Below are 12168 nucleotides of genomic sequence, written 5' to 3'. Positions count from 1 at the left end.
CTAAATCACTGAACGAGCGAGCATCACAAACTATTCCCGCAGGGCATCCATCAACGCTTCCTTCCTCCAATGCCCGGGACGGACGTGACCTGTTTCATCCACGTCGCTATATGGTCTTCGTCGATGTCCTCCACGGATTCGAGCTCCAGACCCCGCGTCGATTTGCCCATTCCCACGGGCGTCACTGGCGGCACGGGTTGAAGCGTCACGCCATTGATAAACATGAGCTTGACGTGGCCAGCGAAGCCGCCGCAGCTGAAGCACCAACCGTCGCCGACGCCGTAATACGCCATGCCCCATTTCACCGAGCGCTCAAGTCCCGGCAGTGTCTTGGCCGCCAGCGCATCGATGGCTTCGGCGATGCCACGCTGTGGCTGCGGAAGGCTGGCGATGTAGGCGAAGACGGGCTTGTCCCCAACTGCGGCCTTCGCGGGACTTGCCCTGCCAGTCATGGCTTCTGGCAGCGACAATACTCCGGCGTCGATATGCCCTTCCGAGCGGTCCACAGTCTTTCCCTCAATTCGTTCTGGAGGCATGCATGGACAGGAAGTCCAAGGTCTTGTCCCTGGCATCGCGGGCCTCGGCGAAGTTCAGGTGGAATTGGTACTCATGCGGCAGTTCGGGGGCGTGGTCCGCGGCCCAAAACAATTCTGTCACCGGAACACCGGCTTCCTTCAGGCGATTGCTGTAGGGAACCGACTGAAGCCACGTCAGACCATCACCATTGCCGCCGCTGATGAAGGTCGGCGGGAAATCCTTGGTCACAAAATCAATGGTGGACATGGTACTGCCCGCATATGTGGAGGACCAGTCCTTCGTTCCCGTATATGCCCACAGCGAGGTTTTGAAGCCCCACGCAACCAGGCCATTGAGGTCGGCCATGGCCCGGAGGTCATACACACCGCAGTGCAGGATGGTCGCGGCCAGGTCCGATTTCTGGAGCGCGGGTTCGATCCCCATCAGGTTGGCATACTCAGGGTTAACAGTGAGAGTGGTCATTTGGCTGGCCAACTGCGCTCCAGCAGAATCGCCGGCCAGGACAATCCGAGTGGTATCCACGTTCAGTTCTGTGGCGTGCGCCTTGATATAGCCAAGGGCATCGTTGATGTCCCGTACGGCGGTGGGATAGACGGCCTCCGGCGCGATCGGGTAGCTCACACCAATGGTCGTGTATCCCTCAGCCGCAAGAATTCGAAGATAGGGTTCCACATCGCGTTGAGCCCCTGAAATCCACGCACCGCCGTGGATCCAGACGATCGTAGGGAGCGCAGCGGTGGTCCCCGAAGGGCTGAAAACATCGAACGCGGAACCGGGCTTGTAAACAACACCGGCGTGCTCCTGCAAGGGAGTGTCCGGGACGTACGGCTCCATCTCATCAATAGTCGACTGCGCTCCGCGCTCAAAAACGCTGCGGATCAACATAGCCGAGGGCCAAGGAGTCGCCGACAGGGCCAGAAGAATGACCAGGATCAGAATGATGGCGAGGTCGAGTTTCCTCACTCGGGAAGGACGCCGTCGCTTGGTCTGCGAAGCTGCCCTGGAACCGGGACCTAAAGGGGAACCGCCTCCCGCATCCGTCCGGGCTTTTGCCGCGCCAGTCACGTTGGCTTGAGTCGATTCCAGTGGCCCCATTACACACTCCCCCAGTTGGTGTACCTGTGGACCATGCTAAGTCTCCGGGGCTGGATCATGAAGGGAAATCCCGTCCGATTTCTCGAAAAAGCTTGCAATATGAGTTCAAACTCATAATATGGGATCAGTGATGTGGCCTGCCTCACGGCGTGCATCAGTTCCCAGCCTTCAGAGCGGAAGGCCCAACGATCGGATTTCCCATGTCAGACATTGCTGTTCTGATCAACACAGCTGTAGCGGTCCTGGCCGCCGTTGTGCTGATCGTCCGCTTCAGAGTCAACCCCGTCATTTCCCTGGTCATCGCTTCCGTGTATTTGGGCCTGGCAGTCGGCCTCGGGGTCGAAGAGACCGTCAAGACCATCACGTCCGGCTTCGGCGAGATCATGGTCGATGTAGGCCTGCTCATCGCCTTCGGCGTTTTGATGGGCTCCATCCTCAATCAGAGCGGAGCTATCCGGCGCCTGGTAGAGCATCTCCTCAAGACCTTCGGCCCCAAACGCCTTCCGTACACCATGGGGCTGGCGATAGGCACGCTCCTCCAGTCCATCTTCCTGGATGTCCTCCTGGTTATCTCAGCCCCGCTTGCCCGCAAGCTGGCTCCCAAAATCGGAAAACTGGGAACGGCACGCATGGCAACCGCCATGGCTATCGCACTGGAATGCGGCATCGTCTTCACGGTGCCCGGTGTGGCTTCCCTGGCACTGGCCGGCCTCCTCAACGTCCCACTCGGCAAGATGCTTCTCTTCGGCCTGCTGCTGGTGGTTCCCACCATCATCATTTCCATTGCCATCATGACGTTCCTCTTCCGCCGCGGTTTCTGGAATGAAGCCAAGGACGAGGACCACACCTTCGTGGCCGAGGAAGACAGCGAGGGCGAGGATCCCACCAGCGGCTCGCTCCCTGGAACAGATACTGCCAGCAACTCCGGCTCCAGCACCCAGCCAACCAAGGGCGCGGTGGTTGTTGCCGAACGCGAGAGCAATGAGAAACCGCTGATCATGCTCTTTGCCCCCCTCCTGACTTCCCTGATCCTCATCGGTGCGGGCGCTATCCTCCAGATTTTCAAGATCGATCTCCCCTGGCTCCAGCTGCTTGGCGAACCCGTCATCGCTCTTCTCATTGGGCTGATCGGCACCTGCCTTGTAACCCGGGCGTCGATTGGCCAGAAAAAGGTTGAAGAGGCCATTGCTGTGGGCTTCAAGGAAAGCGGACAGATCCTGATCCTGACCGGCGTGGGCGGATCCCTGGCAGCCACCGTCAAAGCCGCCGGGCTCGGCGACATCCTTGGTGGCTTCTTCTCAGCGAGCACCGTGGCCCCGTTGCTGGTGGTGTGGGCCATCGCCGCAGCGCTGCACATCGCCGTCGGCTCCGTCACCCTGTCCGCCATTACGGCCGCCGGGCTGCTGGCACCCATCGCCCCAGCTATTGGACTTGATCCCGTGCTGCTGGCCCTCGCCGCTGGCGCCGGCTCGCTCTTCATGGTTCACGTCACCAGCAACACGTTCTGGCTCTTGCAGTCTCTTTTGGGCCAGAGTGTGAGGGGTGCATTGAAATCGGTCACGGTGGGAGTTTCGGTAGCCTCCGTGGTCGCGATCCTGCTGATCCTGCCCATGAGCCTGCTGTTCTGACCGCCCGCCGACCGTCCCATCACAAAAGCACGCACGAGAGAAGACCATGACACACGAAACAATCGCCCCGTTGGACGGCGTCCGAGTCCTCGAACTCGGCAATTACATTGCCGCTCCCACGGCTGGCAGGCTGCTAGCCGATTTCGGCGCTGAAGTCATCAAGGTCGAGCGTCCAGGCAGCGGCGACGAGCTCCGCAATTGGCGCCTCCACAAGGGCAACACTTCCATGCTCTACCGCACGCTGAACCGCAACAAGAAGTCCGTGGTCCTGGATCTCCGCACCGAGGCAGGGAAGCAGGCTGTCCTGGCCTTGGTTGCCAAGTCGGACATCCTGCTTGAGAACTTCCGCCCCGGAACGCTGGAGAAGTGGGGTCTAGGGCCCGAGGTCCTCAACCAAGCCAATCCGGACCTCATCGTCACCCGCATCTCTGCCTTTGGACAGACAGGGCCATTGTCCGAGCGGCCGGGGTTTGCCGCCGTCGCCGAGGCCTATAGCGGGTTCCGCAACCTGGTGGGTGACCCGGACCGCGCTCCGGTGCGTGTGGGCGTTTCCATCGGAGACTCGATCGCGGGCCTTTACGCCGCCTTTGGCTCCATGATGAGTCTTTACCAGCGTGAAGCACGACGCCGGAGCGCGGCCGGCGCTGTTCCCCTCGCCGAACGCATCATCGACGTCGCGCTGAACGAAGCAATGTTCTCCATGATGGAATCGCTTATTCCTGACTATCAGGCGTATGGCGTGGATCGGCAGCGCGTTGGTGGCCGGATGGAAGGCATTGCGCCCTCGAATGCGTACGTGTGCAAGGACGGCGCCAGCATTGTCGTGGCCGGAAATGGGGACTCGATTTTCCAGCGATACATGCAGACGATCGGCCGGCCGGACCTGGCCGAGGACCCGGCGCTGCAAACAAATGCCGGGCGCTGGGCTAGCCGCGAGGAACTGGACCAGGCAATCGGCGAGTGGACCGGCCAGCTGACCGCGCCTGAAGCATTGGCGGCCTTGGAGGACGCCGGAGTTCCTGCTGGTCCCATCTATACAGCTGCGGACATCAGTACGGACAGCCAATACGCGGCCCGCAATATGATCCAGAAGTTCGACGTTTCCACCGGCGAGGAGATCCTCCCGGGAGTAGGTTTCCCGGGCATCGTTCCCGTGATCGGGGAGCAGTCCCTGCCCATCCGCAACCTCGGACCGGACCTCGGCGAAAACACTGAAGAAATCCTTGGCGGCCTCCTTCACCTGGATGCTGTGCAAATCGATGCGGCTTCCGGCCGCGAGGAGGCCGTCCGACCATGAACCGCTTTGAAGGGCCTTTGGCCACAACCCTGGGTGGCGCCATCCTGCGGGATGTCACGCTGAGGGATGGATTGCAACTGACCGGGAAACTCCTGCCAACGGAGCAGAAGATCGAAACGGTGCGTGAGCTGCTGCGGTTGGGTGTGCCAGCAATCGAGCTCGGTTCCATGGCCCGCGCGGACTTGGTCCCCACCATGGCCAACACACTCGAAGTGGTCCAGGCCCTCACGCCCGAGGAACTCGAGAAATGTTGGATATGGGTGGCCACACCGGGCCACGTCGCCAAGGCCGCCGCTGCTGGAGCACGGAATTTTCAGTACTGCCTGTCGGCCTCGGATTCGCATAACAAGGCCAATATCGGCCGCACCACGGACCAGAGCCTTGCCGCGTTGCCTGAGGCCGTTGAATACGCCCGCGCAGTGAATGGCCAGATCCAGCTGTGCATCGCGACGTCCTTCACCTGCCCCTTTGAAGGGTATGTTCCAGAGGAACGCATCCTCGCGATCGCCAATGACCCCCGGGCCGAGGGCACCACGGACATCGTCATCTGCGACACGCTGGGGCAAGCCGTCCCCGCACAGGTTTCACGCCTGATCACCCGTGTGCGGGATGAATCCCCTGCCCGGCGGATCGTCTACCACGGTCACGACACCTGGGGCTTGGGCGTTGCCAACACGCTCGCCGCAATCCAGGCGGGCGCAGCAATGGTCGACGGCGCTTTGGGCGGCCTGGGCGGCTGTCCCTTCGCCCCCGGCGCCAGCGGCAACACTTCCAGCGAAGACATACTCTTCGCCACCCGACCCGAGTGGCTCACGCCCGGGACTTTCGGCGGCCTCGTGGCTCTGTCCGAGAAGCTACTCGCGGAACTCGGGGAACCCAACCGTTCGAAGGCTGCCCAAGGCGCCCGCTCCCGGGCAGACGCCTTCGACTGGGTCATGCCGGCTGCCACGCCAACGACGGCACAGGGCAACTGAGACTGAGGCGATGCGGGCTGCCGGCCGCGCTGTGGCAGGGCTCTAGCTTGGCTTCCCCGCCCCGCCTGCCGCCATCAACTCCAGGCGACGCAGGGTTTCGCGGTTGCGGACGGTGATCATGGGATCCCTGAGTGCCTTTGGCACCACCTTTCCCGGGCCCCGAATCGCGTCCTCAGCCATAGAGACGCGGCAGTGGTTGCCACCCAGCTCCTCCAAGGTAATGCGCACCTTTGCTTCACCTACGGGCCAGCCGCGGGCTAAAAGTTCCAGGCTACGGCCAGGTTCCACGCCGGTGACGCTGGTGCTGTCGTTGAGGAGGAGCGGCCATGCCCCACGGAGTGATGGAGTTTGGAGCCGACTTGTGGCCACTGGTCATCCACCGCGCGGATCCTTGAGGCGCCAACCACCCACCCGGAGTACAGCCAGCCGTCGGCGATGACGTTCCAGACGTCCGCGGCAGAGGACCTGAACAGCTGAGTAACAGTGGACATGGAGTTCCCTTCTGCGTGCCTTCGGCATCTGTGGTGAGACTAAGCTAAGCATGCTTATCAATTGTCCGCTACCGGCCGCCTACACTGTTGGCATGGAGAGCGGGGAGTGGCGTTATTGGGCAGCATGCGTAGCCCTGATGTCCACCCTGCCGTTGGCGGCATGTGACCGCTCCCCCAGCAAGGAACCGCCGACCAGCCCAGGGCCACAACCCATCTCCGTAGAGGTTAATCAATCCCGGGACCAATACGGCAAGCAAGCCATCCTCATACAGCTCACCAACTCCGCGGATGCTCCCGTTACCGTTACCGGTGCGCGGCTGAACTCCCCTTTATTTGAGAAAGACATCGTATGGGAGCCAACAGGCGGCGTCCTGGAGCTACCACCCCGGCAGCCCAAGAGCCTTCCCGCCAATTTGCCTGCGCCGCATTGCAGCCAGTCGCCTAATGGACCTATCAAGGCCATGGTTGAATATTCGGAGCCAGCTAAGGGACCCGCAGAAATCTCGGTTGAGGCGCAGGATCCGTTCAACGTCCTGCCCCGGAACGCCGACGAGCTGTGCTTGGCAGCGGACGCCGCCGCCGTAGCTACCATCGTCTTGAACTCCGATCTTGAGGTGGCCCCGGATGGTCGAACCGCCGTCGTGCGTCTTGTCATTACCCCTGCGGGCACTCCAGGTGAGCCACCGCAAAAGCTCACGATTAGGTCCATCGACGGAACCACCCTCCTGGCCGAATCGCCCGCGGACCCCTGGCCGCGGGACATCGCGATATCGCCCGGCATGGCCCGGAAAGAGCTGCCCTTGACGATTCGTCCGGCGCGATGCGACCCGCATGCGGTGGCCGAGGACAAGGTGGGAACGCTCTTGCCACTAAGGATTTCGGTGGGCGCGCGGGAAGGCGTACTGAAGGTTGCAGCACCAAATGAATTGCGTGGACGTATCTATGACTTCGTGACGGCCGCCTGTGGTGGATAGGGCGACCTGTGGCGGATAGTGAGGGTTCGCTCAATGTTAATTGTCGGGGAGGACAAAGATCACCCCGAAGCTGCTGCGCTCCGGGGTGAGCCGTTCACTCCGGCCTTTTCTACTTGTCAGTACTCGAAGTGACGGTCCCCTCCGAGAAGACGAACTCACCTATGACGGTGACGCCATCGAGGTCGTAAACTCCGATACTCACCGGGCCCTTGGGCCGGTTTGCCTGCCATTGCAATGCCTCTTCTGGCGACTTGAACAGCGATGGATCGCCAGTTGCTACTTTTCGTTCGCTGTTCCTGACGTACCCAATTCGATCGTTGGTTGCATAGGCCCGAATCAGGTCCGGTTCAACGGTAACCCCATCAACCTCAGTTGGAAGCCCATACGTTTGGCCAGCGGCATTTTTCTCGAAAACGCCGTCACCTAACACGACAGCGGGCGCAAGGGGCACTACCTGGGCCGGCGGCTGGGATGTAGCGCTGGCAACTCCGATTCCGGAACCGACGAGAAGAATTGCTCCTAGGAGGACAGTTGTTGTTCGGGCTTTCAATAGACGCTTCATTTTCCCCTCCGAAATTATGGATTCTGGACTTTCCCTGGAATAGTCGAGTAGTGGTTGTAAGAGCTGGACCAGGTGTTCCAAGCCATGGTTTCACCGTGGCTGTAGAAGTACCGCATTCCTCCACCAAAGTTGTAGTAGGCGGTGTACCCCCGCCACTCGCCAGGACAAAGGGTAACCTCCGTGTAATACCAAGGACCTTCAGATCTCAAAGCAGCCCCGGTGCCACTCGCCGAACTCTCAAAGAGCTTCGCTTTAGCAGCAATCGAACCTGCTGATACACAATGCGTGTCCGGTCCGCTTCTCGTTTCTCCCCAGGCCTGAGTGCTGTGCACGATGACGTTGGCCTGATTCCAATACTGAATTCCGGTAAGGGTGTAGACACCTCGATCTCCGGGCGCATTACCCGCGTGAGCAGCAGTAGGCGACAGTGCCAACGCTGCCGTCAGGCTCACTGCCAGTAGTGTCTTTTGCAAGAGACGCATACAATCCTCCTACTATGTGTGCGTGCATGCGGAAACGTGACGCACTTCTCACTGCCAGGATCGCGGCGATTTATGGCAGCATCATCAAGCTGAGGTTTCCCTCTGTAAGTAAGCGGAAGACGACCGTGCTGGTAGCGTGGCAGATCCGTCGGCTGTCATGCCTGGTCAGCTTGACCGCCATGTGCGGCCGCGCTGCAATTTGATCGATGGCGGCGCGGAAAAGTTCACGCGCATGGGGGGCAATTCTTGTATACGAATCTCAGGGCCAGGACACGTTGCTGAGACTCACTTTGGACGAGTAACGCCGGATATCCATGTAGCAGACATGTCGCAGAATGACAGTCGCGCTACGCAGTCCAAGAGACTGCGTTCAGGACCGTGTGTAGCAACTTTTCGTGTCACAGGCTCCGTTCAGCCAAGAGCCTTCCAAACAAGCGCTCGCAGCTCACCGAACTATTGGCTAGACCTATGAAGCGATGCTTCCGCCGAGATGCACACCCGCTATCGGTTCAAGGTAGTGGCCGACCGGACTAAAACCATCTACCAGCGGTGGATGTGGTTCGGTCTCCATGTGCCAACACAATCCCCTAACCTGGCTGGCCATGTGCAGGAGTACTTGAAGGGGTTGTTCCGTCCCTGAACCGGGGAACCTCCAAGAGCAATGCTATTGCCGCCTTCCTGGGCGCTTTTACTAGGCCGCCTGGATCCCTGCTGAGTTCTCCCCAGTGCACGAAGATGGTGTGCTGGCTCCTCCGGTTCTGGCGACGAGCATCCCGCAACTCCCGCGGGCGCCGACATCCTATCCAACTACGGATTAAGACTCCGCGGTGTTCCATATGCGTCGCTTATCTCGCGGACTCTGGTCCTTCGACCCGTAGAAGCGGGGTGTGACCGCCCTCTTCCATTTCGTCCTCGAAGTGGACCGATGTCTAGGCCCGTCCTAACCCACTGTAGCCAGCGCGGCCGGAGCGCATTCCACCCTGACTTTCACATTGGCTTCCACCGTCTTCACTTCACCGTCCATCTGGTATGGCAAGGGTTTGAGCGTAGTGAATTCGTAACTGCTCACGCTCGGCTGATCGCCCAAGCCTTGCGTTGTCGCGCGCAGGGCAGTCAGCAGCACCCGCCATTTGGGCATGTGCGGAAATATGATGACCTCAAATTTCCCATCAGAGGGGTGATCTTCGGCCTCACTAAGCGTTGCGTACTTAGCCATTTCGGGGATGTTGGCGAAAACCAAGCTGTCGAATTTCCTGCGTTTGCCATCGGATGTGCGGATGCCAAATGGCTCGAATTTCGAAAAGGTCTTGATGACGGAGACCATCTCAGTCAGGGCTCCCTTACTGCCCTTTTCGAGTTCGGTGGCCACAACAGGTGTGAGACCAAATCCGATGTATGAGTGCGCGTATTCCAAAGGCTCGCCTTCTTGTTGGCCCGTGTGAATGCTCAGGAGGTCAATTTGCCGGACGTGGCCCTCAGCAATAGCTTCTTCCAGGGGTTTGGTTCCCGTGATCCGACGGTGATCGTTGGCGTTGCCCGCGGCCATGACCGCACAGACTGCCTGCGGGTTCCCGGCCTGCATCACGCCGTTGACAACCTCGTTATAGCCGCCGTCACCACTCACGGAGACAACAAGGACGTCGCCTCCCCTTGCCGCCGCCGTCCTGGCCAACTCAACGGCATGTCCAGCGTGTTCAGTGGGCTGCAGGGTAATCTCTGGGGCGTAGGGGAGCGTGTCCTTCAGCTTGACCTGTAATTGCTCAGCCAGTTCGGGCGCATTGCCTGTGCTGTTGGGATTGAAAATAATGGCGATCGATTCAAAGTTCCGTGCGGAATGCATAATGTGCTCCTTGGGTGTACGCCCGTTTGGTTACTGCCTGTTAGCCCTTAATACCCCTACGACTCCCCCGGGAACCGCCCACCAATGAGTCTGGTCATATGTTCCGCGGTCGCGAGCAAAGGTTCCACCCACGCTTCGCACGTTTCCAGTGGCATCCGCAATGTAGGTCCGCTGATGGTGACCGCGCCCACAAGGGCAGCAGCTGAATCGAACACTGGCGCCGAGAGCCCTGAGGCACCGTCTTCCCGTTCCCCTACAGTGATAGCAAAGCCATCAGCCCGCGTCTTCTTGACCGCGACCTCCAATTCCTCTGAGCTGGTGATCGTGTAGTCGGTAATGGGCTCCAACGGATCGCGAAGGACGGCCTCCATCAATTCAGGAGACCAAGCCAGCAGAACCCTGCCCGCCGAACCCGCATGAAGCGGGATGATCTTGCCGAGATGCATCTCGCGGCGGAGCGCGTGACGGGTATCGGCCATGGCGACGCACACGCGGTAGTGCTGTTCTGCTTTGAAGAAGCACGCAGTCTCACCGGTAGTATCGCGCAACGTCTTCAGCAGCGGGCTTAGGATGTCCACCACGTCCATGCCACGGGTCGCCGGAGCCGCCCAGTAGGCCATCCGCATGCCAATGCGGTAGGCGTCGCCCTCCCGGTCCAGGAATCCTTGGGACGTCAGGTTGGTGACGAGACGCTGCACCGTGGAGGTCGGCATCCCGGTGTACTCGCGAATGTCGCTTAGCTGCAGCACCGGCTTCGATAGGGAAAAGGCGTCCAGGATAGACGTGATCTTGCCAAGGACAAGCAAAGGGTTGCCGTTGGCCTTGGCGGAAGCATCGGATGCTGACATAAGTCTCACGCTAAACGCTCGCCGGAGGGGACGCCAATTCCGCTCCGGTTGGAGCTACAACAGGACAGTGCCCTGGATACACGTGGCCGATGCCCCTCCGACCCAAATGTCACCGTCCTCAGCCTTCACATGGATGCGACCCGCCCTGCCCAAGGCAGTGCCCTGCGCCGCCACATATTCTTCAGGCGCCCGCCCCGTACCGATCAGCCACTGCGCTGCACCGGCGTTGAAACTGCCGGTCACGGGATCTTCCACCATGGCGTCGCCGGGTATGAACGTGCGCACTTCAAAGTCGACGTCGGACCCAGGCTTGTGGGGGCCAATCACCCCGACCTTGAGGTCACCCATCGCCACCAGATCCGGTTCGATTGCCAGGACTTGTTCCGCAGACTCAAGCAGGACGCCAACCCATTCCGGGCCGTTCACCAGCCATGATGCGTCCAGTAAGGAGGCCTCCGGGAGCCTAAGACCGGCTGCCAGCTGGGAACGAACGGCGGCATCCACCGCCTCGAAGCGGGTCAGTGGTGGTGCAGCGAAGGCCAGCCGGCCGGCGTCGTGCTTCACCCGGACCAAACCTGCGCCGCATTCCTGCACCAGCACACCGTCAGTCTTGGGCTCTCCCCCGGCCTGCAGCCAGGTGTGGGCGGAACCGAGGGTTGGGTGCCCAGCGAAAGGGAACTCCTCGCTGCCCGTGAAGATGCGCACTCGGTAATCGGCACGCGGATCTGTTGGAGGTAGAAGGAAGGTGGTCTCAGAGAGGTTGGTCCAGTTGGCGAAGTGCTGCATTGCCTCGCTGCTTAGTCCCTCTGCGTCCACCACTACTGCCAGGGGGTTAACGCGATATGGCTGGGCCGAGAAGACGTCGACCTGGTGGAAGGGGCGGATACGCAAGGATTCTGAAGTCACCGCTGCAGGTTATCACTGGGTGGCCGGCCAATCGTGAGTCTGGAAAACTACGAACATGGCAGAGAACAAGACCCAGCCCACAAGCATGTCCGTGGATGAATTCCTTTCATCTGTGGAGCACTCCGGCCGGCGCGCCGATGGGTTGGAACTGCGGAGGATGATGCAGGAGATTACTGGCCACGAAGGGGTGATGTGGGGGCCTACAATCGTGGGCTTCGGTAGCTACCACTACAAATACGAGAGCGGGCGGGAAGGTGACTCTGCCGCCGTCGGTTTCTCACCGCGCAAGACGAACCTGGCACTCTATGGCCTCACATACGGGCCCGATGCCGACCGTCTGCTTCCGGAGTTGGGCAAGCACAAGACCGGAGCAGCATGTTTATACATCAATAAGCTGGACGATGTGGACCGGGAAATCCTCGCAGAGATGATTCGGACGGGCTACCAGCACGTCATGGCTGAGCTCCACACACCGTCCTCATAAGCAAAAGGACCCCCACCACCGGAAACCGGCGGCGGGGGTCCTTCTTAGCA

Annotated in this window: 14 protein-coding genes; 5 read left to right on the top strand and 9 right to left on the bottom strand. The window is 60.5% G+C overall.

Features of this window, described 5'->3' with window-relative positions; translation table 11 throughout:
• Positions 1-50: 50 nt before the first annotated feature.
• Both KSW38_RS09380 and KSW38_RS09375 read right to left on the bottom strand, forming a co-directional pair.
• The gene (locus tag KSW38_RS09380) at positions 51-536 is read right to left on the bottom strand and encodes a DUF1801 domain-containing protein (RefSeq protein ID WP_254186276.1); all 486 of its coding nucleotides are present in this window, start codon (positions 534-536) and stop codon (positions 51-53) included.
• Entirely contained in the window at positions 517-1500 is a 984-nt protein-coding gene (locus tag KSW38_RS09375; protein ID WP_308169313.1) for an alpha/beta hydrolase, read from the bottom strand. The genes KSW38_RS09380 and KSW38_RS09375 overlap by 20 nt, the downstream gene beginning before the upstream one ends.
• A 332-nt stretch (positions 1501-1832) precedes the next feature.
• On the opposite strand from KSW38_RS09375, the gene KSW38_RS09370 reads away from it, so the two are divergent.
• Genes KSW38_RS09370 through KSW38_RS09360 form a run of 3 tightly spaced genes read left to right on the top strand, consistent with a single transcriptional unit; the run spans position 1833 to position 5531 of the window.
• On the top strand, positions 1833-3260 hold the full coding sequence (locus KSW38_RS09370; RefSeq protein WP_216924501.1) for a GntP family permease: 1428 nt from the start codon (positions 1833-1835) through the stop codon (positions 3258-3260).
• Between the two features lie 46 nt (positions 3261-3306).
• Positions 3307-4557, top strand: a complete 1251-nt coding sequence (locus tag KSW38_RS09365) for a CaiB/BaiF CoA transferase family protein (protein ID WP_216924499.1) — start codon at positions 3307-3309, stop codon at positions 4555-4557.
• The gene (locus KSW38_RS09360) at positions 4554-5531 is read left to right on the top strand and encodes a beta/alpha barrel domain-containing protein (RefSeq protein WP_216924497.1); all 978 of its coding nucleotides are present in this window, start codon (positions 4554-4556) and stop codon (positions 5529-5531) included. Before KSW38_RS09365 ends, KSW38_RS09360 begins: the two co-directional genes overlap by 4 nt.
• 42 nt (positions 5532-5573) lie before the next feature.
• Here KSW38_RS09360 and KSW38_RS23415 read toward each other — a convergent pair whose 3' ends face one another.
• The gene (locus KSW38_RS23415) at positions 5574-5819 is read right to left on the bottom strand and encodes a hypothetical protein (RefSeq protein WP_254186275.1); all 246 of its coding nucleotides are present in this window, start codon (positions 5817-5819) and stop codon (positions 5574-5576) included.
• A complete protein-coding gene (locus tag KSW38_RS23410) occupies positions 5789-6022 on the bottom strand; it encodes an SRPBCC family protein (RefSeq protein ID WP_254186274.1) in 234 nt (77 codons plus the stop codon). Before KSW38_RS23410 ends, KSW38_RS23415 begins: the two co-directional genes overlap by 31 nt.
• A gap of 92 nt (positions 6023-6114) precedes the next feature.
• On the opposite strand from KSW38_RS23410, the gene KSW38_RS09350 reads away from it, so the two are divergent.
• The gene (locus tag KSW38_RS09350) at positions 6115-6996 is read left to right on the top strand and encodes a hypothetical protein (protein WP_254186273.1); all 882 of its coding nucleotides are present in this window, start codon (positions 6115-6117) and stop codon (positions 6994-6996) included.
• Between the two features lie 109 nt (positions 6997-7105).
• Here KSW38_RS09350 and KSW38_RS09345 read toward each other — a convergent pair whose 3' ends face one another.
• The 5 genes from KSW38_RS09345 to KSW38_RS09325 form a co-directional block, all read right to left on the bottom strand.
• Complete coding sequence (locus KSW38_RS09345) at positions 7106-7558, bottom strand: hypothetical protein (RefSeq protein WP_216924495.1); 453 nt, start codon at positions 7556-7558, stop codon at positions 7106-7108.
• A gap of 14 nt (positions 7559-7572) precedes the next feature.
• Positions 7573-8040, bottom strand: a complete 468-nt coding sequence (locus tag KSW38_RS09340) for a hypothetical protein (RefSeq protein WP_216924493.1) — start codon at positions 8038-8040, stop codon at positions 7573-7575.
• A gap of 940 nt (positions 8041-8980) precedes the next feature.
• Positions 8981-9880 (bottom strand): diacylglycerol/lipid kinase family protein, encoded by a 900-nt coding sequence (locus KSW38_RS09335; protein WP_216924491.1) that lies wholly within the window; start codon positions 9878-9880, stop codon positions 8981-8983.
• A 56-nt stretch (positions 9881-9936) separates the two neighbouring features.
• Positions 9937-10728, bottom strand: coding sequence for an IclR family transcriptional regulator (locus tag KSW38_RS09330; RefSeq protein ID WP_216924489.1), 792 nt, complete (start codon positions 10726-10728; stop codon positions 9937-9939).
• 54 nt (positions 10729-10782) lie between these two features.
• On the bottom strand, positions 10783-11634 hold the full coding sequence (locus KSW38_RS09325; RefSeq protein ID WP_216924487.1) for a PhzF family phenazine biosynthesis protein: 852 nt from the start codon (positions 11632-11634) through the stop codon (positions 10783-10785).
• Between the two features lie 55 nt (positions 11635-11689).
• Here KSW38_RS09325 and KSW38_RS09320 point away from each other — a divergent pair, with 55 nt between their 5' ends.
• Positions 11690-12118: a DUF1801 domain-containing protein gene (locus KSW38_RS09320; protein ID WP_216924485.1), complete on the top strand. Its 429-nt coding sequence runs from the start codon at positions 11690-11692 to the stop codon at positions 12116-12118.
• Positions 12119-12168 lie beyond the last annotated feature (50 nt).

Origin of the sequence: Paenarthrobacter aromaticivorans, assembly GCF_019038615.1 — a bacterium.
Classification (GTDB): Bacteria; Actinomycetota; Actinomycetes; order Actinomycetales; family Micrococcaceae; genus Arthrobacter; species Arthrobacter aromaticivorans.
Note: the sequence above shows the minus strand (reverse complement) of the source record. Positions and strands in the feature narration are given on the sequence as shown.